Below are 22407 nucleotides of genomic sequence, written 5' to 3' on the forward strand. Positions count from 1 at the left end.
TACGTCGTCGGGGCGGTGCCGAGGTGCCGCCGCGGCGCGGCGGTCAGGCCGCGCCGAGCGTCTGCGCGATCACCGGGACCAGCGCGGCGAAGGCCTGCCCGCGGTGGCTGCGGGCGTCCTTCTCCGCGGGCTCGAGCTCGGCGGCGGTGCGGTCCAGGCCGTCGGCGACGAACACCGGGTCGTAGCCGAAGCCGTTGCTGCCGCGCGGCTCGCGGACCACCCGGCCGCGCCACTGCCGCTCGACGACCGACTCCGCGCCGTCCGGGGTGACCAGGGCGGCGGCGCACACGAACGCCCCGCCGCGCCGCTCGTCGGGGACGTCGCGGATCTGGCCGAGCAGGAGCGCGGTGTTGGCGGCGTCGTCGCCGTGCCGGCCCGACCAGCGCGCCGAGAGCACCCCGGGCATCCCGTTGAGCGCGTCGACGGCGAGACCGGAGTCGTCGGCCACCGCGGGCAGGCCCGTGTACCGGACCGCCTCGCGCGCCTTGAGCAGCGCGTTCTCCGCGAACGTCGCGCCGGTCTCGGGGGCCTCCGGGTACTCGGGGACGTCGCGCAGGCCGACCACCTCGATGCCCGGGACGGCGTCGGTCAGCAGCCGCTGCAGCTCGGCGAGCTTGCCGGCGTTGCGGGTGGCCAGCAGCAGGCGGGTGGTCATCGCTGCAGCGCCTCCTGCTGGACGCGGGTGAGCTCGGCGCACCCGGCGACGGCGAGGTCGAGCAGCCGGTCGAGGGTGGGCCGGTCGAACACCGCGCCCTCGGCGGTGCCCTGCACCTCGACGAACCCGCCCTCGCCGGTGCAGACGACGTTCATGTCGGTGCCGGCGCGCACGTCCTCCTCGTAGGCGAGGTCCAGCCGCGGCTCGCCGTCGACCACGCCGACGCTGACCGCCGCCACCGACTGCACGATCGCGTTCTTCTTCGCCAGCTTCCGGCGGTCGGCCAGCCACGCGACGGCGTCGGCGAGGGCGACGTAGGCGCCGGTGATGGCCGCCGTCCGGGTGCCGCCGTCGGCCTGCAGGACGTCGCAGTCGATGGCGACGCTGTTCTCCCCCAGCGCCGCGAGGTCGATCGAGGCGCGCACCGAGCGGCCGATGAGCCGGCTGATCTCGTGGGTGCGCCCGCCGATGCGGCCCTTGACCGACTCACGGTCGCCCCGGGTGTGCGTGGCGCGCGGCAGCATGGCGTACTCGGCGGTGACCCAGCCCAGGCCCGAGCCCTTCCGCCAGCGCGGCACGCCCTCGGTGACGCTGGCCGCGCACAGCACGCGGGTGCGGCCGAACTCGACGAGCACCGAGCCCTCGGCGTGGTCGAGCCAGTTGCGGGTGATGGTCACCGGGCGGAGCTGGTCGGCCGCGCGGCCGTCGGGGCGGGTCACGGGCACCGAGCCTATCGACGCCGGCACGCCGTCCTCCCGGCGAGATGCCGCGATCGGCGTGCCACGATCGACGACGTGCGATCGGAGCTGCGGACGGTGCGGACCGGCGGCGAGCCGGTGGTGGTCGACCTGACCGGCGAGTGCGAGGACTTCGTCCGGCAGGAGGACGACGGCCTGCTGTCCGTGTTCGTCCCGCACGCCACGGCCGGGCTCGCGGTCATCGAGACCGGCGCGGGCAGCGACGACGACCTGCTCGCCCAGCTCGACGAGCTGCTGCCCCGCGACGGCCGCTGGCGCCACCGGCACGGCAGCCCCGGCCACGGGCGCGACCACGTGCTGCCGGCGTTCGTGCCACCGCACCTGAGCGTGCCGGTGCTCGGCGGCCGGCTGCAGCTGGGCACCTGGCAGCGGATCTGCCTGGTCGACCCCAACGGCGACAACCCCGAGCGGCAGGTGCGGCTGTCGTTCCTCCGCGGCTGACGCCCCTGCTCCCCGACCCCGCCGGGCGGGCACGGCATCATGCCGGGCATGACCGAGACCGCTTCCGTCCGCCTCGCGCCCGGTGACCCGGCGCCGGACTTCACGCTGCCCGACGCCGACGGCACCCCGGTCTCCCTCGCCGACCGCCGCGGCCGCCGGGTGATCGTCTACTGCTACCCCGCCGCCCTCACCCCGGGCTGCACCACCCAGGCCGTCGACTTCACCGCCGCCGCCGGCGAGCTGGCCGAGGCCGGGCTGGACATCATCGGCATCTCCCCCGACCCGCCGGAGAAGCTGCAGCGCTTCCGCGAGCAGGAGGGCCTGGGCATCACGCTGCTGTCCGACCCGGACAAGCGCGTGCTCACCGCCTACGGCGCCTTCGGCACCAAGAAGCTCTACGGCAAGGAGGTGCAGGGCGTCATCCGCTCGACCTTCGTCGTCGACGCCGAGGGCCGCATCGAGCGGGCCGCCTACAACGTCAAGGCCACCGGGCACGTGGCGAAGCTGCGCCGCGACCTCGGCCTGGGCTGAGCGCTCAGTCCCCGCGGACGCCGAGCACCCCGGTCACCAACGCGTCGACGACCGTCGTCGCGGCCTTGAGGTCGGGGTCGCGGGCGACCATGACGTCGGAGTAGAGGAACGACTCCCCCAGCCGGACGACGGCGTAGGCCAGCACCGGCAGGGGCACCTCCGGCGTCAGCCCGCGCTCCTCGACGTCGCGCTCGAACAGCGCGGTGTAGGCCTCGACCAGCCGCGGCTGCACCCGGCCGCGCGGGTCGGTGAGGACGCGCATCGCGGTGGTCGGCTCGTCGTCGATGAAGCGGCGCAGCGACGACGCGGTGCCCAGGACGTGGCGGTAGTCCTCGATGATCGCCAGGCTGCGCAGCCGGGCCGCGGGCTCCGCGCCCTCGGGCCGGGCGTCGTGCGCCTCCGCGGCTCGACGCAGCGTGCGCTCGGCCAGCCACCACATCGCCTCGCCGAGGATGGCGTCCCGGTTGCCCACCCGGCGGAACAGCGTCACCCGCGAGATGCCCAGCTGGGCGGAGAGGGTCGTGGTGTCGAGCCGCTCGCCGTCGAGGAGGGTCCGCGCCGCCCGGCGGACGACCTCCTCACGCGGCGCGATCACGGACGCAGCGTAGGCGCGGGCGTCCGGCGTCGACACGGCCCCGGCACCGGCCTCACCCGCCCGCGGGAGGGTGGCCACCGTGCGTGCACGGCGGCCGTCCCCGTCGTCAGGACGCCGGGTCGGGCCGGTGCACCGCGAGTGCCGGGTGCCGGTGTCCACGCACCGCTCCTGGCGCGGCGGCCGGGCACGGGCGGAGGCGGTCACCCGTGCTCGGCGGCCGCCTCCGCCCGCACCCGCGCCCGCGCGTCGGCGTAGCGGACCACCTCGAAGCTCAGCAGCGCCACCAGGACCGCGGCGAGCACCGCGAGCTGCGCCAGCGCCGGCAGGGGCGCCACGGCCAGGGGCGCGAGCAGCAGCACCACCGCGACGACGGCCCGCGGCCGGTTGACCGACCCGACGTTGCGCAGCCGGAAGGCAAGGTGCGCCAGCAGGTACACCGCGACGCCGGCGTAGAGCGACCACAGGCCCGTCCCCTTCAGCGGGTCGGTCAGGTCGTGGTGCTCGACGTCACCGACGTACTCGGCGACCTTCTTCAGCCCGAGGGCGAGGAAGATGATCCCGGCGATCATCGGGAAGTGCAGGTAGGTGTAGGAGTCGCGGGCCAGCCGGACCCGGTCCACGCCCTGCCTGCCGGCCAGCACCCGTTCCGCCACCGGGGCGACCACGTCGAAGTAGGACCACCACAGGCACACGCTCACCGTGAGCCCGAGGAGCGCGACGGCCGCGATCGGCAGGGTCAGCGGCAGGTCGACGACCCCCACGCCGACCGCGATGATCGACTCGCCGAGGGCGATGATCACGATGAGGCCGTGCCGCTCGGCGTAGTGCCGCGGCGCCGGCAACCGCCAGTCGGTTCCGGAGGCGTAGACGCCGGTGTAGTCGACGACCAGCGCCAGGACCCACAGCAGCGTCTGGGCGGTCCCCCCGGCCAGCGCCCCGGCCACCAGGAGCCCGACGGCCAGGACGACCGGGACCGCGGTCCGCAGCAGCTGCCGGCGCAACCCGGCGTCCTGCCCCGCCGCGACGAGGTAGACCGCGAGGTGACCCAGACGCACCACGGCGATGCACGCGGCCAGCACCAGCGGGGCGCTGAACCCGTCGCCCTCGTCGCGCCACGCCTCCGGGATCGACAGCGCGACGAGGAACAGCGCCCCCATCACCGTGATCAGCGCACCGCGGACGACGCCCTCGTCGGCCCGGGCCTGGTTCCCGAGCCACGCGTAGCTGCTCCAGGCCCACCACAGCAGCGCGAGGACGAGCAGGCCGCGCACCGCGCTGCGCCAGCCGACGTCCTCGGCCATGAAGGCGGTGACCTGGGTGATCGCGAAGACGAAGACCAGGTCGAAGAAGAGCTCCAGCGTGGTGACCGTGTGGTGCTCCGTCGTCGGCAGCACCCGGGCGTGGGCGCGCACCCCGGACGGTCGATCGGCTCGCGCGGTCACGTGCACCTCCCGCCCGCCGGGCGCGTCCCGGCATCCCGCGACGCGGGCCATCCTGGCCCCTCCCGGCGCCCGGGACGAGAGGCGTTCTCCCAGGGCGGACTCAGGCCGTCCACGTGCCCGGGCGGGGCTGCCCGCACCGGCCGTCGTCCCAGTCCGGGTCCCACGGAAGCACCCGGCGGGCGAGGCCCAGGTGAGCACGTGCGCCGGCACCGAGTACTCGGCCGGCCGCCGGTACCAGCGGTTGGCGCCGAGCAGCACCTCGCCCGGGTTCGGGCACTCCTCCACGACCAGCTCCTCCCGGCCGGCCTCGAGCAGCTCCCCGGGCACCAGCGACCGGCCGGCCACGACCTCGCGGGCCACCGCGTCGAGCAGGGAGTGCGTGGCGGAGGTCCCGCGCCCGACGAGCACCAGCTCGGGGTGGCCGAGACCGAACAGGCCGATGGTGTAGCCGAACGCCGGCTCGTCGGGACGGTCCCCCGGCCCGACGTACTGGACGGCGAAGCGGGCGCGGCGGATGACGGCGGCGAGGTGGGCGTCCTCCTGGTCGAGCCAGGCGGTGGTCTGCGGGTCGTGCGTCATGCCCGGGAGCCTGCGGGTCGGCACCGACAGGACGCGCCCGCGCACACCCGGTGGTGGACGCGGGTCCCCCCTGTGGACGACGGCGGCCGGACCGTCGGCCCCCGGGTCGCCCGCTCAGCCCTCCGCGGACCGCTTGGCCCGCGCCCGCCGCTTGCCCTCGTGCATCGCGGCCACCCGCGCGACCGGGATGGTGTGGCCCTCGGCGACGAGGTCGGCCGGGAGCTCCTGCGGCGGGGGCAGCAGCCGCGCCCAGGGGTCGCCGTCCCCCAGCCGGTCCGGCGCGGTCGTCACGGTGACGTCGCCCGGCCGGACCGAGGGCAGGTCCTCCCACGCCACCGGCGCCGACACCGGCAGGCCCGGCCGGATGCGGGGGCTGTAGGCGGCCACGATCGTCGAGGACCCCGAGCGGGTGGAGTCGAGGAAGACCCGGCCGTGCCGGTCCTCCTTGATGTAGGCGGTCGTGGCCAGGTCCGGGTCGAGGGCCGCGGCGCGGGCGGCGAGCGCGCGGGTCGCGGCGGCGGCGTCCTCGGGCCCGGCCCCGCGCACCGGGACGACGACGTGCACGCCCTTGGACCCGCTGGTCTTCACCGCCCCGGCCAGCCCGGCGTCGGCCAGCGCCCGCCGCACCAGTTCCGCGGCCCGCACGACCACCGCGAAGTCGGCGCCCTCCGGCGGGTCGAGGTCGAGCACGACGCCGGTCGGCTCGGTCTCGGCGCCCGCGTGGAAGAACGGGACGTGGAACTCCACGGCGCGCTGGTTGGCCAGCCACAGGAGCGTCCGGCGGTCGTCGCACAGCACCTGGTGCACCTGGCGGTGGGCGCCGGACGACCACACCGGCACGGTGCGCACCCAGTCCGGCGCGCCCTTGGCCACGTTGCGCTGCATGAACGGCTCCTGGCCCGGCCGCACGCGCTTCACCGACAGCGGCCGGCCCGCCAGCTGCGGCACCAGCCGGTCCGCGAACGCGTCGAGGTGGTCGACCAGGTCGCCCTTGGTGACCCCCAGCCCGTCCCCCAGCGGCGCGTCGAGGCTGGTCAGCCGGACGCCGTCCCGTTCGTCGTCGACCACCGGCCCACCGTGCCCGGCCGGCAAGGGCGCGGCAAGTGAGTCCACCGCTGGTCCCCGCCGGCCACCCTCCGGGCGCCCGCGCCGAGCACGCGGGGCGGAAGGGGTCCGCTCACACGTCGTAGGTGGCGCCCGGGGCGACCAGCTCCGCGCCGGGGAACGCCGTCCGCGCCGCGGCCAGCTGCGCGCCGGGGTCCACCCACGCGGGCACGTGGGTGACCAGCAGGCGCCGCACCCCGGCCGCGGCCCCGGCCTCCCCCGCCTGCCGGCCGGTGAGGTGCAGGTCCGGCGGCAGCCCGTCCCGGTCGGGGTGGGCGGCCTCGGCCAGCAGCACGTCGGCACCGTGCGCCAGGTCGACGACGGCCCGCGACGGCCCGGTGTCGCCGGTGTAGACCAGCGAGCTGCCGTGGGCGGTCAGCCGGACGGCGTGGCACTCGACCGGGTGCGCGGTCCGCGCGGTCTGCACGGTGAACGGGCCGAGGACCGCCGACACCGGGGTGGCCGCGAAGTCGAAGACGTCGGTCAGCGGCGCGCCGCCCTCGTCGTAGACCAGGCCCAGCCGCCGCTCGGCCCCGGCCGGGGCGATCAGCGGGACCCGGCGCCGCGACGAGCGGCCGGAGTAGCGGTGCCAGACCACGAACGGGACGACGTCGAGGCAGTGGTCGGCGTGCAGGTGGGAGAGGTAGACGGCGTCGATCGAGTCGGGGTCGGCCAGCGCCTGCAGCGCCCCGAACGCGCCGCTGCCCAGGTCGAGCAGCACCCGGAAGCCGTCGTGCTCGACGAGGTAGCAGGAGGCCGCCGACGCGGGGCCGGGCCCGCTGCCCGAGCAGCCCACGACCGTGAGCCTCATGCCGCGACCCCCGGCCGGTCGCACGTCCATCCGCTGTCCATCGCGGGCGCCAGGCTAGCCGCCGGTCGGGAGCAGGGCGGCGGCCGGGACGGACAGGACGCCGCCGGCCCAGGACAGGCCGCGCAGGTCCCGGACGACGACGTCGGCCCCGGTGCCGAGGGCCCGCTCCCCCACGCCGACGACCCGCGCGCCGGCCGCCCGGCCGGCGGCGATGCCGGCGGGGCTGTCCTCGAACACCACGGTGTCCTCCGGGGGCACGCCGAGCAGGCGGGCGCCGAGGCGGTAGCCCTCGGGATCGGGCTTGCCGGTGCGCACGTCGCGGGCGGTGACCAGGGTGCGGGGCAGCGGCAGCCCCGCGGCGGTCAGCCGGGCGGTGGCGAGGTCGGGGGTGCCGGAGGTGACCACGCCCCACACGTCCGCGGGCAGGCCGGCCAGGAGGTCGGCGGCGCCGGGGACGGCGGCCACGGTGGCGGCGTCCTCGAGCTCGTACCGGTCGATGAGCGCCGTCGCGGCGGCCCGCCCGGGCCCGGGCACCAGGTCGGCGACGGTGTCGGCCGACCGCCGGCCGTGCACGACGGCGAGCACGTCGGCGGGCACCAGGCCGTGCTCGGTGGCCCAGCGCGACCAGGAGGAGGTGACGGCGGCGTCGGAGTCGACCAGGACGCCGTCGTTGTCGAACAGCAGGGCCCGGGCGGGCAGCTCCGGGCTCAGGCCCACAGCTGGCCCTCGAGGGCCGAGGTGGCCTCCTCGAGGGTGCCGGCGTAGGCGCCGGTGGACAGGTACTTCCAGCCGCCGTCGCAGACGATGAACACGATGTCGGCGCGGCGGCCGGCGGCGACCTCGCGGTCGGCGACGCCGAGTGCCGCGTGCAGGATCGCCCCGGTCGAGATGCCGGCGAAGATGCCCTCGCGCTCGACCAGCTGCCGGGTGCGGTGGACGGCGTCCTCGGGGCCCACGGAGAACCGCGAGTCCAGCAGCGAGGGGTCGTAGAGCTCGGGGATGAACCCCTCGTCGATGTTGCGCAGGCCGTAGACCAGCTCGCCGTAGCGCGGCTCGGCGGCGATCACCTGGACGCCGGGCTTGTGCTCGCGGAAGTAGCGCGAGCAGCCCATGAGCGTGCCGGTGGTGCCCAGGCCCGCGACGAAGTGGGTGATCGACGGCAGGTCCGCGAGGATCTCCGGGGCGGTGCCGGTGTAGTGCGCCTCGGCGTTGGCCGGGTTGCCGTACTGGTAGAGCATCACCCAGTCGTCGTGCTCGGCGGCCATCTCCTTGGCCATCGCGACGGCCTGGTTGGACCCGCCGGCCGCCGGCGAGCTGACGATCTGCGCGCCGTACATCTCCAGCAGCTGGCGCCGCTCGACGGAGGTGTTCTCCGGCATGACGCAGATCAGCCGGTATCCGCGCTGCCGGGCCACCATCGCCAGCGAGATGCCGGTGTTGCCGCTGGTCGGCTCGAGGATGGTGGCGCCCGGCTGCAGCGTCCCGTCCTTCTCCGCCGCCTCGATCATCGAGATCGCGGCGCGGTCCTTGATCGACCCGGTCGGGTTGTGGTCCTCGAGCTTGGCCCACAGCCGCACGTCCGGCGTCGGCGACAGGTTCGGCAGCCCCACCAGCGGGGTGCCGCCGAGGGAGTCGACGAGGGAGTTGAAGCGGGCCATGCGGGAGCTCTTCCGGGTGAGGGGACGGGACGGCGGGGCGGGAGGCCTCAGCAGCCGCCGGCGACCGCCGGGAGGATGGTGACCGAGTCGCCGTCCTTGACCGCGGTGTCGAGGGCGCCGGTGAAGCGCACGTCCTCGTCGTTGACGTAGACGTTGACGAAGCGGTGCAGCTTGCCCTCCTCGGTCACCAGGCGGCCCTTGAGGCCGGGGTGCTTGGCGTCGAGGTCGTCGACGAGCGCGCCGAGGGTGTCCCCGCTGCCCTCGACGGTCTTGTTGCCGCCGGTGTGGGTGCGCAGGATGGTCGGGATCCGGACCTCGATGGCCATGGCGTGCGGTTCTCCTCGGGAGGGTGGGGACGTGCGGGAGCGCTCGGCGTGAGCGCGTGTCGGTGCGGGCAACGCCCGCTCGCCGCGGGTCATTCCGCGGCCGGCCCGTCCAGGGCCCCGCCCCGGGCTCGCGAGGGGTGGGGAGGACGGGGTCCTCGGTCAGTCGTAGACGACGGTGGTCGGCGAGTGGCCGAACAGGTAGGACTCGACGACCTCGACGTCCTCCTCGCTCACCTCGCCGTCGACGATCCGGAAGCTGCGGAACTCGACGTCGTCCCCGGCCAGGCCGGTCTCCCGGCCGTGGTGGCGGGTGGAGACGAGCACGTAGTGCGCGTCGGGCTCGGACGCGTAGCTGACGTCGGTGCGCGAGGGGTACGCCTCGGTGGCGGTGTGGGAGTGGTAGATCACCACCGGCTCCTCGTCCCGGTCGTCCATCTCCCGGTACAAGCGCAGCAGGTCGGCCGAGTCGAACTCGTAGAACGTCGGCGACCGGGCGGCGTTGAGCATCGGGATGAACCGCTCGGGACGGTCGCTGCCCTCGGGCCCGGCGACGACGCCACAGGCCTCGTCCGGGTGGTCTTCCCGGGCGTGGGCCACGATGGCGTCGTAGGTCGCGCGGTCGATGCGCAGCACACCGCCAGTCTAGGCGGCGCCCGGGAGCGGCACCGCGGGCACCGGGCGACGCTCGCCCGACCGGGGCAGGTCACCCGCTCGTCACCGACCGGATACGGTGCGGACCCGTGGTGCTCGACCTGATCATGGCGGCCGGCGTGGTCGTCGTCGCGCTGCCGTCGCTGTGGCTCGGCATCCGGGGGCTGACCCTGCGCAGCGGGCACTACAGCAGCGACGTCGCCGCCGACCGCCTGTCGCTGGCGCTGCTCGTCGCGCTGCGGGTGCTGGTGCTCCTGCTGGTGCTGGCCCTGTCGGTGGTCACGCTCGTCTCCACCGTCGGGGCGGCCGTCCGCGAGCTGGAGCTGCCCAGCCTGGTGCTGGTCTTCTTCGTGCTGGACCTGCTGCTGGCGGCGCTGGTGCTGCTCACCTTCGGGCGTCGCGCCCGGCGGCGACCGCGTCGACGAGCGACCCCTGCAGCCCGGTGAGCCAGTAGTAGACGGCCAGCTGCTGGCCCTCCTCGCCGGCCGGGTCCTCGGGCGGCTCGGTCTCCTCGGTGACCCCGATCCGCTCACCCAGGGCCAGCCGCAGGTCGTTCATGGTGCGCAGCCACGCGCCGGCCTGGTCCCGGTCCAGCCGCACCTCACCGCCGTCGGCGGGGAGGGTGGCCCGGACGGCGGCCAGGTCGTCGGTCTTGCCCGCGCGCAGCGCCGACTCGGTCAGCTCGCGGTAGTCGGCGGCGAGCTCCGGGTCGGTGCGGTGCCCGGCCGGCAGCAGCCGCGCGACCACGGGGTCGCCGTCGACGTCCTCGGGGTCGGCGCCCAGCAGCTGCTCGAGCTGGTCGAGCAGCAGCCCGAGGACGCCGGCCTCGGCCGGCTCGAGCCGCGCGACGACGTCGGCCCCCTTGCGGCGGAACGGCCTCATGCGTCCTGCTGGTAGGTGGCCCACAGGCCGTAGGCGTGCAGCCGGCTGGTGTCGTGCTCCATCCGCTCGCGCGGGCCGGAGCTGACCACCGCCTTGCCGTCGTTGTGCACCTGCAGCATGAGCGTGGTCGCCGTCGGCTCGTCGTAGCCGAACAGCTCCCGCAGCACGTGGGTCACGTAGGTCATGAGGTTCACCGGGTCGTTCCAGACGATGGTGACCCAGGGCCGGTCGAGGTCGGCGGTCTCCTCGACCGTGGGTTCGGGCGTCCGTGTCGGCGCGAGTGGTCCGGCCACCCGACCACTCTAGGACGGTCGCTCCCCCGGTCCCCCGGGTGCGGTCGCGGCGGTCGACCTAGGGTCGGGATCATGCCGACGGGTACCGCCCTGCTCACCGACCGGTACGAGCTGACGATGGTCGCCGCCGCCCTGGCCGACGGCACCGCCGACCGCGACTGCGTCTTCGAGGTCTTCGCCCGGCGCCTCCCGCACGGCCGCCGCTACGGCGTGGTCGCCGGCACCGGCCGGCTCCTGGAGCTGCTGCCCGCCTTCCGCTTCGGCGACGAGGAGCTGGCCACCCTCCGCGAGCAGGGCCTGACCGACGCGCGGCTGCTGGACTGGCTGGCCGACTTCCGCTTCTCCGGCGACGTCGACGGCTACGCCGAGGGCGAGCTGTTCTTCCCCGGCTCCCCGGTGCTCACCGTGCGCGCGCCCTTCGTCGAGGGCGTGCTGCTGGAGACCCTGGTCCTCTCGGTGCTCAACCACGACAGCGCAATCGCCTCGGCCGCGGCCCGCATGGTCGGGGCGGCCTGCGAGCGGCCGTGCATCGAGATGGGCTCGCGGCGCACCCACGAGCAGGCCGCGGTCGCCGCGGCGCGGGCGGCGTACCTGGTCGGCTTCACCGCCAGCTCCAACCTGGAGGCCGGCCGCCGGTACGGGGTGCCGACGACGGGGACCAGCGCGCACGCGTTCACCCTCCTGCACGACGACGAGGCCGCCGCCTTCCGCGCGCAGGTCGACACGCTCGGCGTCGGCACCACGCTGCTGGTGGACACCTACGACGTCGTCCAGGGCATCAGGACGGCGGTCGAGGTGGCCGGGCCGGAGCTCGGCGCCATCCGGCTGGACTCCGGCGACCTGCCGACGCTGGCCACCGCCGCCCGCCGCCAGCTCGACGACCTGGGCGCCACGAAGACCCGGATCATCGTCACCAGCGACCTCGACGAGTACGCGATCGCCGGGCTCATGGCCGCGCCGGTCGACGGCTACGGCGTCGGCACCTCGCTGGTCACCGGGTCGGGCGCGCCGACCGCCGGGATGGTCTACAAGCTGGTCGAGCGCGACGGCGTCCCGGTGGCCAAGCGCTCCGAGGGCAAGAACTCCACCGGGGGCCGCAAGACCGCCGTCCGCCGGCACGACGCCGACGGGACGGCGACCGCCGAGGTGGTCAGCAGCGGGCGGGTCGAGCCGCGCGACGGCGACCGGCGGCTGCTGGTGGAGCTGGTCCGCGGCGGCGAGGTGGTGACGCCGTCGTCGCCGGCCGACGCGCTCGAGGCGGCGGCCGCGCACCACCGCCGGGCGCGCGAGGCCCTGCCGCAGGAGGCATGGGCGCTCTCCCGCGGGGAACCCGCACTGGAGACGGTGACGGCGTGAACGGAGGTCCCGCGGTGACGCGCGCACTGCTGGTGGTGGACGTGCAGAACGACTTCTGCGAGGGCGGCAGCCTGGCGGTGGCCGGGGGTGCGGCGGTGGCGGCGGCGATCACCGAGCACGTGCGGTCCGCCGACTACGCGTACGTGGTCGCCACGCGCGACCACCACGTCGACCCGGGCGACCACTTCCACGAGGAGCCCGACTACCTGGAGACCTGGCCGGCGCACTGCGTCGCCGGCACGAGCGGGCTCGAGCTGCACCCGTCGCTGGACCGCGGGCCGCTCGACGCCGTCTTCGACAAGGGCCACTACGCGGCGGCCTACTCCGGCTTCGAGGGGCGGGCCGACGGCGTGCCGCTGGCGGACTGGCTGCGCGAGCGGGGCGTGGACGCCGTCGACGTCGTCGGCATCGCGACCGACCACTGCGTGCGGGCCACCGCCCTCGACGCCGTCGCGGCGGGCTTCGCGACCCGCGTGCTGCTCGACCTCACCGCGGGGGTGTCCGAGGCGTCGACCGAGGCGGCGCTGGACCAGCTGCGCACCGCCGGCGTGGAGCTGGAGGGCACGGTCACCCGCCCCTGAAGCGAGCCGCCCCGCGCAGGACGGCGGACCGACCGCGGGGCCGGAGGCTTCCGGTCGGGACGTCGTGGCAGGGCTCAGCGCAGCAGGGGTACGGCTCGTGGCCGCGGTGCCGTCCGGCAGGACGGCAGATCACACGGTGTCACAGTCACACGGTGTCACAGTCACACGGTGTCACAGCGCGTCCATCACCTCGTCCCTCGTGAAGCCGAGGACCTGCAGGACGGCGTCGAGGTAGGGCTGGTTGAGCGCGGTGTGCGCCTGCTCGCGCACCACGGGCTTGGCGTTGAACGCGATGCCGAGCCCGGCGGCGTTGAGCATGTCGAGGTCGTTGGCGCCGTCGCCGACCGCGACCGTCTGCTCCAGCGGGATGCCGTGCTCGGCGGCGAAGCGGGCCAGCGCGCGGGCCTTGCCCGCCCGGTCGACGATCTCGCCCACCAGGCCGCCGGTGAGCCTCCCGTCGGCGACCTCGAGGGTGTTGGCCGCGGCGAAGTCGAGGCCGAGCGCGGCGGCCAGCGGGTCGGTGATCTGGCTGAAGCCGCCGCTGACGATGCCGCAGCGGAACCCGAGCCGCTGCAGCGTGCGGATGAGCGTGCGGGCGCCGGGGGTGAGCTCCAGGTGCTCGCGCACCTCGTCGAGGACCTCGACCGGCAGGCCCGCCAGCGTGGCCACCCGGGCCCGCAGCGACTCGGCGAAGTCCAGCTCCCCGTTCATGGCCGCCGCGGTGATCCGGGCGACCTCGGCCGCCCGCCCGGCGCGGGCGGCCAGCTCGTCGATGACCTCGCCGCGCACCAGCGTGGAGTCGACGTCGAGGACGATCAGCCGCTTGCTGCGCCGGGCGAGCCCGACCTGCTCGACGGCGATGTCGGCGCCGGTGGCGGCGGCGACGGCGGCCAGCGCGGTGCGCAGCTCGGTGGCCCCGGCCCCGGAGACGGTGAGCTCCAGGGACGTGACCGGGTGGTCCGACAGCCGCCGGATCGCGTCGATGTTGCCGCCGACGCCCGCGATGGCGGTGGCCGCGCCGGCGACCGCGGACGGCGGTACGGGCCGGCCGAGCAGGATCACGTGGTGGGGGCGCCCGGTGGGTGTGGTGCCGGCACCGCGACCGGAGGCGGTCTCCACCTCGACCCGGACCCCGGTGGCGCGGGCGACCTCGGTGGCCAGCCGGCCCAGGCAGGCGAGGAAGCCGGCCTCGTCCACCGCGCCGTCGGCCGGCCGGGCGCCGATGACCACCCCGAGGACCAGCTGGCCGTGCACGACGACCTGCTCGACGTCGACGACCTCGACCGGCGGGAGCCCCTCGTCGCCGGAGGCGAGGGCCCCGAACAGCCGGGCGGTCACGCCGGGCCGGTCGGCGCCGGTGACCGTCAGGACCGCGCGGGGCCCGTCGGGGGCGGCCTGCGGACGCGTGCGGGGTGCGGGGTCGAGCGGCACGGCGGCCATGGTGCCGCACTCCCCCGGCGGCTCCGGGCGGTGGTCCCGCGGACGAGGCGACGCCCCGCCGGCCGGAGCCGACGGGGCGTCGTCGTGACGTGCGATCGCGTGGGGCCGGGCCCCGGGGATCAGAACGGGTCGGGGTCGTTGGGACCCTGACGCGGGCCGGTGCCCTCGGCCAGCTCGCTGACACCGGCGTAGGGCTGGTGCCGCTTGCCGACGTGCGCCTCGGCGTGCAGCCGCTCGACCAGGTGCGGGTAGTGCGCCTCGAACGCCGGACGCTCCGACCGGATCCGCGGGATCTCGGTGAAGTTGTGCCGCGGCGGCGGCGAGGAGGTGGCCCACTCGAGCGAGTTGCCGTGGCCCCACGGGTCGTCGCGCAGCGCGAGGCGGCCGTACTTCCACGACTTCACCACGTTGTACAGCCACGGGATGGTCGAGGCGCCCAGGACGAACGACCCGATCGTGGAGATCACGTGCAGGGTGGTGAACCCGTCGGTGGGCAGGTAGTCGACGTACCGGCGCGGCATGCCCTCGGTGCCCAGCCAGTGCTGGACCAGGAACGTCGCGTGGAAGCCGATGAACACCAGCCAGAAGTGCAGCTTGCCCAGCCGCTCGTCCATCATCCGGCCCGACATCTTCGGGAACCAGAAGTAGATGCCGGCGTAGGCGGCGAACACCACGGTGCCGAAGACGACGTAGTGGAAGTGGGCGACGACGAAGTAGCTGTCGTTGACGTGCCAGTCCAGCGGCGGGCTGGCCAGCAGCACGCCGGTCAGGCCACCCAGGAGGAAGGTCACCAGGAAGCCGATGGAGAACAGCATCGGCGTCTCGAACGTCAGCTGGCCGCGCCACATGGTGCCGATCCAGTTGAAGAACTTGATGCCGGTCGGCACGGCGATGAGGTAGGTCAGGAACGCGAAGAACGGCAGCAGGACCGCGCCGGTCGCGTACATGTGGTGCGCCCACACCGTGAGCGACAGGCCACCGATGAGCAGCGTCGCGCCGACCATGCCCTTGTAGCCGAACAGCGGCTTGCGGGCGAACACCGGGATGATCTCGGTGATGATGCCGAAGAACGGCAGCGCGATGATGTAGACCTCGGGGTGGCCGAAGAACCAGAACAGGTGCTGCCACAGCATCGGGCCGCCGTTCTCGTCCGAGTAGACGAGCGCGCCGAGGTTGCGGTCGGCCAGCATGCCGAAGATCGCCGCGGTGAGGATCGGGAAGGCCAGCAGCACCAGCAGGCTGGTGACCAGCGTGTTCCAGGTGAAGATCGGCATCCGGAACATCGTCATGCCCGGCGCCCGCAGGCAGGCGATCGTGGCGGTGAAGTTGACCGCGCCGAGGATCGTGCCGAGACCGCTGACCGCCAGGCCCGAGAACCACAGGTTGGCGCCGGGGCCCGGGGAGTGCACGGCGTCGGACAGCGGGGCGTAGGCGTACCAGCCGAAGTCGGCCGCGCCGCTGGGCGTGAAGAAGCCCGAGACCGCGATGAGGCTGCCGAAGAAGAACAGCCAGAAGGAGAAGGCGTTCAGTCGCGGGAAGGCGACGTCCGGCGAGCCGATCTGCAGCGGCATGATGAGGTTCGAGAACGCGAAGAACAGCGGCGTCGCGAACATCAGCAGCATGATCGTGCCGTGCATCGTGACGAGCTGGTTGTACTGCTCGGGCGACAGGAACTGCAGCCCGGGCTGGCCCAGCTCACCGCGGATCAGCATGGCCATGAAGCCACCCACGATGAACCAGGCGAACGAGGTGGCCATGTACATCAGGCCGATGGTCTTGTGGTCCGTGGTCCGCAGCAGGTTCGAGAGCCGCGCACCCCGCTGGACCTCGCGAGCCGGGCTGGGCCGGCTCACGATCGGTGCAGGCGCGATCGTCACGAGCGCAGCTTAGACCGAGGGCGACGGGCCCGTCGGGCCCGTCCGGGCGGGCGCGCCGGTGACGGCGCCCCCCTCTCGGGTGACGACCAGGTCACGTCATGATCAAGACGCGTTTCCGCCCTGCTCACCAGGGGAACAGCACCGTCCGAGCCTGGAGATCCCAGCGCCTCGGCCACCCGGCCATCCCCTCAGGAGGTCCCCCGTGGAGCTTCTCTGGAACATCATCGTGCTGATCGTGGTCGGCGCCATCGCCGGCTTCATCGCGCGGGCCGTCGTCCCCGGCAAGCAGTCCATGAGCGTCGGGATGACGATCGTCCTCGGCATCATCGGTTCCTTCGTCGGCAACCTGCTCGGGAGCCTGATCAGCGGCAACGGCTTCGAGATCGGCGCCGCCGGCATCATCGGCTCGATCATCGGCGCGATCATCGTGCTGCTGGTCTACGTCTTCGCCACCCGCGGACGCAGCCGCACCCGCATCTGACCGACGCAGGGCTCCCGGCGCCCCGGGGGCCACGAGAGCCCTGCGCCTGGTCGCCCAGGAGGGGCCCGGCCGTCACGGCCGGGCCCCTCCTGCGTCCGCGGGCAGCGCCCAGGTCGTGACGTCGACGGCGAGGGTGACCCGCACCCGCGGCGGCAGGGCGGCGACCGCGGCGGCCAGCCGCTGCGGCGCCAGGTGCCGGGCGTGCGGCCCCATCCCCACGACGGTGGTCACGGTGCGGTGGTCGAGCTCCAGCTCCTCCCGGTGCCGCACGCGGCCGGCCGGCACGAGGTGCGGTTCCAGGGCCGCGGACAGCCGGGCCTCCTTCTCCGGGTCCACCCGCAGCAGCCCCAGCGGGCCGACCAGCTCGGCCAGGTGCTCCGGCGCCGGCGTGGCGACCACCAGCCGGCCGCCCGGGCGCAGCACCCGCGCGGTCTCCGGCCCGTTGCGCGGCGCGAAGACCACCATCACCCGGTCGACGGCGGCGTCGCGGACCGGCAGCCGGGCCCAGGTGTCGGCGACGACGGCGAGCGCCCGCGGCGAGGCGCCGGCCGCGCGGCGGGCCGCGTACCGCGAGGCGTCGAGCACCACGCCGACCGCGCCGGGCAGCGCGTCCAGCACGCCCGCCAGGTGGTGCCCGGTCCCCCCGCCGAGGTCGAGGACGGCGTCCACCGGCCCCTCCCCCGCGGCGAGCGCGCCGGCCAGGACCCCGGTGAGCCCGGCGTAGGTCCCGGCGGAGAGCACCTCCGCCCGGTCGGCGACCATGGCGGCGGTGTCCCCGGTCGGCGGCGCGTGGCCCGGTGGCAGCAGCGTCACGTGGCCCTGCCGGGCCCGGTCGAAGGAGTGGCCGGCCGGGCAGCGCAGGCCGGCGTCGCCGGGGAGCGCGGCCAGCTCCGCGCCGCAGACGGGACAGGCCAGCACGGCCACCGCCCGCGGCGGCCAGGGGCGCCACCGGCTCACGGCACACCGACCGCGACCGGCGGGGGCGCCGGCTCGGCCGTCCGGGCGGGCACGACGGCGACCGCGGCCGCGGCGGCGACCGCACCGAGCGCGAACGCCGCCGGGTAGCCGGGTCCGCCGTCGGCGAGCAGCGCCGCCAGCGGGACGGTCAGCGCGGCCGCCAGGTTCTGCGCGGTGTTGTGCGCGCCCAGCGCGCGCCCGGCCCAGGCGCTGCCGGCCTGCTCGGCCACCGAGGTGAACGCCACCCCGTTCGGGCTCACCGTGGCGACCGCCGCCAGCGTCACCGCCGCCGCGGCGACCCCCGGGCCGAGGAGGCCCGGCGTCAGGGCCGCGACGACGGCGAGCACCCCGACGACGACGGCCACCGCGCCCGCGACCTGCCGCAGCGGCCCGAGCCGGCTGCCCACCCGGTCCGACCAGCTGCCCGCGCCGAGGCGTGCGGCGACCCCGCCGGCCTGCGCGACCGCCAGCAGCGTCCCGGCGCCGGCCGCGCTCCAGCCGGCGCCGCGCACCAGCCAGTCGAAGGCCAGCCCGGCGACGGCGAACTGCGGCACGACGAGCAGGGTGCTGGCCGCGTGCACCCGCCACAGGACCGGGCCGCGGTAGGGCGAGGCCGGCCGCGGGGCGCCGGCGGTGCGCGGCGGCCGGGCCGGGTCGCGGACGAGCAGGCCGACGAGGACGGCGGTGACCGCGCAGCCGGCGGCGAGGAAGGCGAAGGCGCCGCCGGGGCCGTCGGCGGCCAGCCGCGGCAGCGTCAGCGCGGCGAGGCCCACGCCCAGCGGCTGCCCGGCCTGCCGGACGCCCATCGCCAGCCCGCGCTGCTCCGGGGGGAACCAGCCCAGCACCAGCCTGCCGCTGGCCGCGTGCACCGACGCGCTGCCCGCCCCGGCCAGCAGCAGCCACAGGCCGGTGGGCACGGCGGCGTCGGCCAGCGCGGCGCCGGTCAGCGCGACGGCGGCGACCGCGAGCCCGGCGGAGAGCACCAGCCGCTCGCCGTACCGGTCGGCCAGCACGCCCCAGAGCAGCAGCGCGCACACCAGGCCGGCGGTGGGCGCGGCGACCAGCAGGCCGGCCTGCGGCAGCGAGAGCCCCTCCTCCCGCAGCGCCAGCGTGAGGAAGGGCATCCCGTTCTGCGCCGCGCAGGCGGCGACCAGCCCGGTCAGGCCGACGGCCAGGTGACGCCAGCGGGCGGCGGGAGGGGACGCCGGTGGGGAGGCCGTCACCGGGCGACCGGGTGGAAGACCACCTCGGTGAGCGCCCCGCCGTCGGCGACCGCGGTGACGAAGGTGCCGTGCGGCTGCCGGCGCCGGTCGGTGGGCGAGCCGGGGTTGACCAGCCGCAGTCCCGTGTCCGCGGTGGTGTCCCACGGGATGTGGCTGTGCCCGAAGAACAGGACGTCGGTGTCGGGGAAGCGCGCGGCGCAGCGGCGCTCGCGGCCCTTGGCGTCGCCGGTCTCGTGGACGACGGCGACCCGCAGCCCGCCCACCTCGGCGCGCGCCACCTCCGGCAGCCGCTCGCGCAGGGCCCCGTGGTCGTTGTTGCCGTACACCGCGAGCAGGGCCCGGGCGCGGGACTCGAGGGCGTCGAGCAGGGCGACGTCGACCCAGTCGCCGGCGTGCACGACGAGGTCCGCGGCCTCGATCGCGGCCCAGAGGGAGCGGGGCAGGTCACGGGCCCGCTTCGGGAGGTGCGTGTCGGCGGTCACCACCAGCGAGACGGACACGGCCCCATGGTGGCAGGGCGCCGGGTCGCCGCCCCGGGGGCCGACCCGTTCCGCGCCGGGGCCGCGGACGGTGCCGCGTTCAGGACCCGGAGCGGGCGGCGAGCTGCCTGAGCCGGGCGTTGTAGGCCTCGAGCTCGGCGTCGTCGGTGCGCCGGGCGGTGCGGTCGATCCGGCGGCCGCGGCGCTCCTCGGAGCCCATCCAGCTGAACAGGACGACGACGAGGACGAGCACCGTCGGCAGCTCGCCGAAGGACCACGCGATGCTGCCCGCGGCGTTCTGGTCGGCGAGCGGGTCGACGCCCCAGCCGGCGGGCGGGTCGGCGAAGGTCCGCACCACCAGCGACGTCGACATCATGATCGCGACGCCGAAGAAGGCGTGCAGCGGCATGGGGATCAGCAGCTCGAGCATCCGGCCGGCGTGACCCACCTGCCGGGGCCACGGGTCCTGGGCGAGGATCGGCCCGAAGAACAGCAGCCCGGTCACGGTGAAGTGGGCGAGCATGAACTGGTGCCCGAACGGGTCGCCCATCAGCGCGTCGAAGACGGGCGTGAAGTAGACGCCGTAGAGGCTGACCAGGAACAGGGGCAGCGTGAACAGCGGGTGCGAGAGGAAGCGCGCGACCCGGCTGTGCAGGGCGTCGAGCAGCAGCGCCCGCGGGACGCCGGCCACTCCCCTCCCCCGCGGCAGCGACCGCAGCGCCAGCGTCACCGGCCGGCCGAGCAGCAGGAGCAGCGGCGCGACCATCGACAGCACCATGTGCTGGGCCATGTGCACGCTGAACAGCACCATGCCGTAGCCGTTCAGCCAGGTCCCGGTGACGGCGAACAGCGACAGGCAGCCGGCCACCCAGGACGCCGTGCGCCACCACGGCCAGGCCACGCCCGAGCGGCGCAGCCGGACCAGGCCGACCAGGTAGGCCAGCACGCCGAGCAGGGCGAGGACCGGCAGCACCGACCACGCGTCCAGGTGGGGCAGGAAGACCCGTCCCCACGTGGGTGGCTCGTCGGGCACCCACATGCCCGAGTGGTGCCCGTGCTCCACCTGTACCTCCGGTCCGTCGGTCGTGCGCTTCCCACTGTCCCACCGGCGCCCCCACCAGGGGCGGCCTCCTAGTCGTGGACGGGGGCCTCGTGGCCGGCGTGCGCCTCGGCCTCGATCTGGAAGGTGCAGTGCGGGACGTCGAAGTGGTCGCCGAGGCAGGCGCACAGCGCGTCGAGGACCCGGCCGCCGTGCCCGGCGGCCAGTGCCGCGTCGGTGACGACGACGTGCGCGGACAGCACCGGCAGGCCGGAGGTGATCGTCCAGGCGTGCAGGTCGTGGACGCCGATGACGCCGGGCACCCCGAGGACGTGCGCGCGGACCCGGTCGAGGTCGACGTCGCGGGGCGCGGCCTCGAGCAGGACGTCGAGGGACTCGCGCAGCAGCGCCCACGCCCGCGGCAGCACCAGGCAGCCGATGAGCAGCGCGGCGACGGTGTCGGCCGGCGTCCACCCGGTGAGCGCGACGACGCCGGCCGCGACGAGGACGGCTACCGACCCCAGCGCGTCGCCGAGCACCTCCAGGTGCGCACCGCGGACGGCGAGCGACCCCCGCCGGCCGCGGTGCAGCAGCGCCAGCCCGGCGAGGTTGGCGGCCAGGCCCCCGGCGGCCACGGCGAGGACGACGCCGGAGGTGATCTCGGGCGGGTCGCCGATCCGCCGCACCGCCTCGACGAGGACGAACACCGCGACGCCGGCGAGCAGCAGCCCGTTGGCCACCGCGGCGAGGATCTCCACCCGCTGCCAGCCGAAGGTGCGCCGCCCGCGGGCCGGGCGCTGGGCCAGCGTCACGGCCCCGAGGGCCAGGCCCACGCCGAGCGCGTCGGTGGCCATGTGCCCGGCGTCGGCGAGCAGCGCCAGCGAGCCGGAGACCAGCGCCCCGACCACCTCGGCGACGAGGACGGCGAGGGTGAGCCCGAGGACGACGGCCAGCCGCCCGCGCGAGGCCGCCGCGACGGTGGCGTGCCCGTGCGCGTGCGCGTGCGCGTGCCCGTGCCCGGCTCCCATCGGCCCACCTCCCCCTCCAGTGTCCTCCGACGGCACGCGCCCCCTGCCCGGACCTGCCGGGAGGGGGCGCGTGTCGTGCCGGCCCCGCTGCACGGGGCCCGCCCCGGGCCTGCGAGGGGCGGGGCGGCGGGGTCCTCGCGTCTAGATGGCGACGCCGCGGTCCCGCAGCCACGGGATCGGGTCGATCCGCTCGCCGTCGATGCCGCCGACGTGCACCTCGAAGTGCAGGTGCGGGCCGGTCGACTGGCCGCGGTTGCCCAGCAGCGCGATGGTGTCGCCGGCGCGGACCACCTGGCCGGGCTGCACGAGGATCTCCTCCATGTGCCCGTAGACGGTGACGTCACCGTTCTCGTGCTGGACGTACACCGCCAGGCCGAAGCCGCTGGCGGGGCCCGCCTCGAGGACGACGCCGTCGGCGGCCGCGTACTCCGGCGTGCCGATGGGCGCGGCGAGGTCGATGCCGGCGTGCAGCGTGCCCCAGCGCGCGCCGAAGCCGCTGGTGAGCCGCGCGCCGTCGACCGGCAGCACGGTCCTGGGCCGGGCGGCCTCGGCGGCCGCGGCCGCGGCGGCCTCCTGGGCGGCGCGGTCGGCGTCGGCCTGGACCTGCGCCGCGGCGGCCTCCTCGGCCTCGCGGGCGTTGCGGCTGGCGGTGACCGCGCCGAGCAGGGTGGCGTCCGAGCGCAGGGTCGCGGCCTCGGCGGCCGCGGGCAGGTCCTGGTCGGCGATGCCGAGCTCCTCGGCCACGCTCACCGAGTGGCTGACCGCCTCCGGGCCGTCGGCCTGGGCGACGCGGTCGCCCACGGAGAAGGAGCCGACCCCGACCGCGCCGACCAGCGCGGCGGCGAGGTAGAAGGCGGGCCGGCGGCGCGGCAGCCGCAGCAGACGGGCCATCGCCCGGTGCCGGCCGTGGCCGGCGACGACGGTGACCGGGACCCGCTCCCCACCGGCGCCGGCGCCCTCGGGCCCGTCGGCGCCGGTGTCGTCGGCGCCGGCGGCGTCGACGGCGGCCAGCGCCTGGGCGCCGGCGGCCTCGGCCAGCCCGGCGGCGTCGGCGTCGGCGAGGACCTCGGCGGGCTCGGCGGCGGCGGGAGCCTGCGCGGGCCCGGTCCCGGCGACGACGGTGCGGACCTCGAGGCCGGCCACCGCGGGGGCGGGCGTCGCGGCGGCGGTCTCCTCGGGCGAGGTCCGCGGCGACGGCGTGGGCCGGGGGCCGGGACGGC

At 75.8% G+C, this 22407-nt stretch carries 26 protein-coding genes; 6 read left to right on the forward strand and 20 right to left on the reverse strand.

Translation table 11 applies throughout. The annotated features are described in order from the left end of the window. Nucleotides 1–43 precede the first annotated feature (43 nt). Both rdgB and rph read right to left on the reverse strand, forming a co-directional pair. Complete coding sequence (rdgB, locus tag ACFO3M_RS02190) at nt 44–655, reverse strand: RdgB/HAM1 family non-canonical purine NTP pyrophosphatase (protein ID WP_387985749.1); 612 nt, start codon at nt 653–655, stop codon at nt 44–46. Further along, nucleotides 652–1374, reverse strand: coding sequence for a ribonuclease PH (gene rph, locus ACFO3M_RS02195; RefSeq protein WP_387985751.1), 723 nt, complete (start codon nt 1372–1374; stop codon nt 652–654). The genes rdgB and rph overlap by 4 nt, the downstream gene beginning before the upstream one ends. Before the next feature lie 75 nt (nt 1375–1449). On the opposite strand from rph, the gene ACFO3M_RS02200 reads away from it, so the two are divergent. Continuing rightward, nucleotides 1450–1854 (forward strand): YjbQ family protein, encoded by a 405-nt coding sequence (locus ACFO3M_RS02200; RefSeq protein ID WP_387985754.1) that lies wholly within the window; start codon nt 1450–1452, stop codon nt 1852–1854. Between the two features lie 48 nt (nt 1855–1902). Then, the gene (gene bcp, locus ACFO3M_RS02205) at nt 1903–2385 is read left to right on the forward strand and encodes a thioredoxin-dependent thiol peroxidase (protein WP_387985756.1); all 483 of its coding nucleotides are present in this window, start codon (nt 1903–1905) and stop codon (nt 2383–2385) included. Nucleotides 2386–2389: 4 nt separating this feature from the next. Here bcp and ACFO3M_RS02210 read toward each other — a convergent pair whose 3' ends face one another. The 8 genes from ACFO3M_RS02210 to ACFO3M_RS02245 all read right to left on the reverse strand — a co-directional run bounded on the left by ACFO3M_RS02210 (nt 2390) and on the right by ACFO3M_RS02245 (nt 9533). After that, nucleotides 2390–2980: a QsdR family transcriptional regulator gene (locus tag ACFO3M_RS02210; RefSeq protein ID WP_387985759.1), complete on the reverse strand. Its 591-nt coding sequence runs from the start codon at nt 2978–2980 to the stop codon at nt 2390–2392. A 200-nt stretch (nt 2981–3180) separates the two neighbouring features. Then, the gene (locus tag ACFO3M_RS02215) at nt 3181–5001 is read right to left on the reverse strand and encodes a DUF4262 domain-containing protein (protein ID WP_387985762.1); all 1821 of its coding nucleotides are present in this window, start codon (nt 4999–5001) and stop codon (nt 3181–3183) included. A gap of 114 nt (nt 5002–5115) precedes the next feature. Next, on the reverse strand, nt 5116–6069 hold the full coding sequence (locus tag ACFO3M_RS02220) for a DNA polymerase domain-containing protein (protein WP_387985764.1): 954 nt from the start codon (nt 6067–6069) through the stop codon (nt 5116–5118). A gap of 109 nt (nt 6070–6178) precedes the next feature. After that, nucleotides 6179–6916, reverse strand: coding sequence for an MBL fold metallo-hydrolase (locus tag ACFO3M_RS02225; protein WP_387985766.1), 738 nt, complete (start codon nt 6914–6916; stop codon nt 6179–6181). A 54-nt stretch (nt 6917–6970) separates the two neighbouring features. After that, nucleotides 6971–7633, reverse strand: a complete 663-nt coding sequence (locus ACFO3M_RS02230; RefSeq protein ID WP_387985768.1) for an HAD-IA family hydrolase — start codon at nt 7631–7633, stop codon at nt 6971–6973. After that, nucleotides 7624–8574 carry a PLP-dependent cysteine synthase family protein gene (locus ACFO3M_RS02235; protein WP_387985771.1) on the reverse strand — a complete coding sequence of 317 codons (951 nt, stop codon included), beginning with the start codon at nt 8572–8574 and terminating at the stop codon, nt 7624–7626. The genes ACFO3M_RS02230 and ACFO3M_RS02235 overlap by 10 nt, the downstream gene beginning before the upstream one ends. Before the next feature lie 47 nt (nt 8575–8621). After that, on the reverse strand, nt 8622–8900 hold the full coding sequence (locus ACFO3M_RS02240) for a ubiquitin-like small modifier protein 1 (protein WP_387985774.1): 279 nt from the start codon (nt 8898–8900) through the stop codon (nt 8622–8624). 159 nt (nt 8901–9059) lie between these two features. Further along, nucleotides 9060–9533 carry a M67 family metallopeptidase gene (locus ACFO3M_RS02245; protein WP_387985776.1) on the reverse strand — a complete coding sequence of 158 codons (474 nt, stop codon included), beginning with the start codon at nt 9531–9533 and terminating at the stop codon, nt 9060–9062. A gap of 107 nt (nt 9534–9640) precedes the next feature. Here ACFO3M_RS02245 and ACFO3M_RS02250 point away from each other — a divergent pair, with 107 nt between their 5' ends. Beyond that, nucleotides 9641–9997 (forward strand): hypothetical protein, encoded by a 357-nt coding sequence (locus tag ACFO3M_RS02250; RefSeq protein WP_387985778.1) that lies wholly within the window; start codon nt 9641–9643, stop codon nt 9995–9997. On the opposite strand, the gene ACFO3M_RS02255 is transcribed toward ACFO3M_RS02250, so the two are convergent. Together ACFO3M_RS02255 and clpS are read right to left on the reverse strand one after the other, a co-directional pair. Next, nucleotides 9936–10433, reverse strand: a complete 498-nt coding sequence (locus ACFO3M_RS02255) for a DUF2017 family protein (RefSeq protein WP_387985780.1) — start codon at nt 10431–10433, stop codon at nt 9936–9938. The two genes, ACFO3M_RS02250 and ACFO3M_RS02255, sit on opposite strands and share 62 nt — an antisense overlap. Then, nucleotides 10430–10726, reverse strand: a complete 297-nt coding sequence (gene clpS / locus ACFO3M_RS02260; RefSeq protein WP_387985781.1) for an ATP-dependent Clp protease adapter ClpS — start codon at nt 10724–10726, stop codon at nt 10430–10432. The genes ACFO3M_RS02255 and clpS overlap by 4 nt, the downstream gene beginning before the upstream one ends. Nucleotides 10727–10798: 72 nt before the next feature. Between clpS and ACFO3M_RS02265 the strand changes: the two genes are divergently transcribed. Together ACFO3M_RS02265 and ACFO3M_RS02270 are read left to right on the forward strand one after the other, a co-directional pair. Next, nucleotides 10799–12082 carry a nicotinate phosphoribosyltransferase gene (locus ACFO3M_RS02265; RefSeq protein ID WP_387985783.1) on the forward strand — a complete coding sequence of 428 codons (1284 nt, stop codon included), beginning with the start codon at nt 10799–10801 and terminating at the stop codon, nt 12080–12082. 14 nt (nt 12083–12096) lie between these two features. Continuing rightward, the gene (locus ACFO3M_RS02270) at nt 12097–12663 is read left to right on the forward strand and encodes an isochorismatase family protein (RefSeq protein ID WP_387985785.1); all 567 of its coding nucleotides are present in this window, start codon (nt 12097–12099) and stop codon (nt 12661–12663) included. A 171-nt stretch (nt 12664–12834) separates the two neighbouring features. Here ACFO3M_RS02270 and serB read toward each other — a convergent pair whose 3' ends face one another. Then, a complete protein-coding gene (serB, locus tag ACFO3M_RS02275) occupies nt 12835–14103 on the reverse strand; it encodes a phosphoserine phosphatase SerB (protein WP_387985788.1) in 1269 nt (422 codons plus the stop codon). Nucleotides 14104–14222: 119 nt separating this feature from the next. Beyond that, nucleotides 14223–15980 carry an aa3-type cytochrome oxidase subunit I gene (gene ctaD / locus ACFO3M_RS02280; RefSeq protein WP_387985789.1) on the reverse strand — a complete coding sequence of 586 codons (1758 nt, stop codon included), beginning with the start codon at nt 15978–15980 and terminating at the stop codon, nt 14223–14225. Between the two features lie 202 nt (nt 15981–16182). On the opposite strand from ctaD, the gene ACFO3M_RS02285 reads away from it, so the two are divergent. Beyond that, the gene (locus ACFO3M_RS02285) at nt 16183–16461 is read left to right on the forward strand and encodes a GlsB/YeaQ/YmgE family stress response membrane protein (protein WP_387985792.1); all 279 of its coding nucleotides are present in this window, start codon (nt 16183–16185) and stop codon (nt 16459–16461) included. Nucleotides 16462–16533: 72 nt separating this feature from the next. On the opposite strand, the gene ACFO3M_RS02290 is transcribed toward ACFO3M_RS02285, so the two are convergent. The 6 genes from ACFO3M_RS02290 to ACFO3M_RS02315 form a co-directional block, all read right to left on the reverse strand. Further along, nucleotides 16534–17385 (reverse strand): putative RNA methyltransferase, encoded by an 852-nt coding sequence (locus ACFO3M_RS02290; protein WP_387985872.1) that lies wholly within the window; start codon nt 17383–17385, stop codon nt 16534–16536. A gap of 29 nt (nt 17386–17414) precedes the next feature. After that, the gene (locus ACFO3M_RS02295; RefSeq protein WP_387985794.1) at nt 17415–18641 is read right to left on the reverse strand and encodes an MFS transporter; all 1227 of its coding nucleotides are present in this window, start codon (nt 18639–18641) and stop codon (nt 17415–17417) included. Next, nucleotides 18638–19141, reverse strand: a complete 504-nt coding sequence (locus ACFO3M_RS02300) for a metallophosphoesterase family protein (protein WP_387985797.1) — start codon at nt 19139–19141, stop codon at nt 18638–18640. The genes ACFO3M_RS02295 and ACFO3M_RS02300 overlap by 4 nt, the downstream gene beginning before the upstream one ends. 79 nt (nt 19142–19220) lie before the next feature. Beyond that, nucleotides 19221–20183 (reverse strand): cytochrome c oxidase assembly protein, encoded by a 963-nt coding sequence (locus ACFO3M_RS02305; protein WP_387985799.1) that lies wholly within the window; start codon nt 20181–20183, stop codon nt 19221–19223. A gap of 68 nt (nt 20184–20251) precedes the next feature. After that, nucleotides 20252–21187 (reverse strand): cation diffusion facilitator family transporter, encoded by a 936-nt coding sequence (locus ACFO3M_RS02310; RefSeq protein WP_387985802.1) that lies wholly within the window; start codon nt 21185–21187, stop codon nt 20252–20254. 141 nt (nt 21188–21328) lie between these two features. Next, nucleotides 21329–22330: a M23 family metallopeptidase gene (locus ACFO3M_RS02315; RefSeq protein WP_387985804.1), complete on the reverse strand. Its 1002-nt coding sequence runs from the start codon at nt 22328–22330 to the stop codon at nt 21329–21331. Nucleotides 22331–22407 lie beyond the last annotated feature (77 nt).

This window comes from Geodermatophilus arenarius (genome assembly GCF_042654585.1).
GTDB classification, from domain to species: domain Bacteria; phylum Actinomycetota; class Actinomycetes; order Mycobacteriales; family Geodermatophilaceae; genus Geodermatophilus; species Geodermatophilus arenarius.

Bases quoted from the DNA above. Each gene is read 5' to 3' on its own strand.
- rdgB (WP_387985749.1), bottom strand. From the start codon at position 655: ATGACCACCCGCCTGCTGCTGGCCACCCGCAACGCCGGCAAGCTCGCC.
- bcp (WP_387985756.1), top strand. From the start codon at position 1,903: ATGACCGAGACCGCTTCCGTCCGCCTCGCGCCCGGTGACCCGGCGCCG.
- ACFO3M_RS02215 (WP_387985762.1), bottom strand. From the start codon at position 5,001: ATGACGCACGACCCGCAGACCACCGCCTGGCTCGACCAGGAGGACGCC.
- ACFO3M_RS02225 (WP_387985766.1), bottom strand. From the start codon at position 6,916: ATGAGGCTCACGGTCGTGGGCTGCTCGGGCAGCGGGCCCGGCCCCGCG.
- ACFO3M_RS02235 (WP_387985771.1), bottom strand. From the start codon at position 8,574: ATGGCCCGCTTCAACTCCCTCGTCGACTCCCTCGGCGGCACCCCGCTG.
- ACFO3M_RS02240 (WP_387985774.1), bottom strand. From the start codon at position 8,900: ATGGCCATCGAGGTCCGGATCCCGACCATCCTGCGCACCCACACCGGC.
- ACFO3M_RS02255 (WP_387985780.1), bottom strand. From the start codon at position 10,433: ATGAGGCCGTTCCGCCGCAAGGGGGCCGACGTCGTCGCGCGGCTCGAG.
- ACFO3M_RS02265 (WP_387985783.1), top strand. From the start codon at position 10,799: ATGCCGACGGGTACCGCCCTGCTCACCGACCGGTACGAGCTGACGATG.
- serB (WP_387985788.1), bottom strand. From the start codon at position 14,103: ATGGCCGCCGTGCCGCTCGACCCCGCACCCCGCACGCGTCCGCAGGCC.
- ACFO3M_RS02310 (WP_387985802.1), bottom strand. From the start codon at position 21,187: ATGGGAGCCGGGCACGGGCACGCGCACGCGCACGCGCACGGGCACGCC.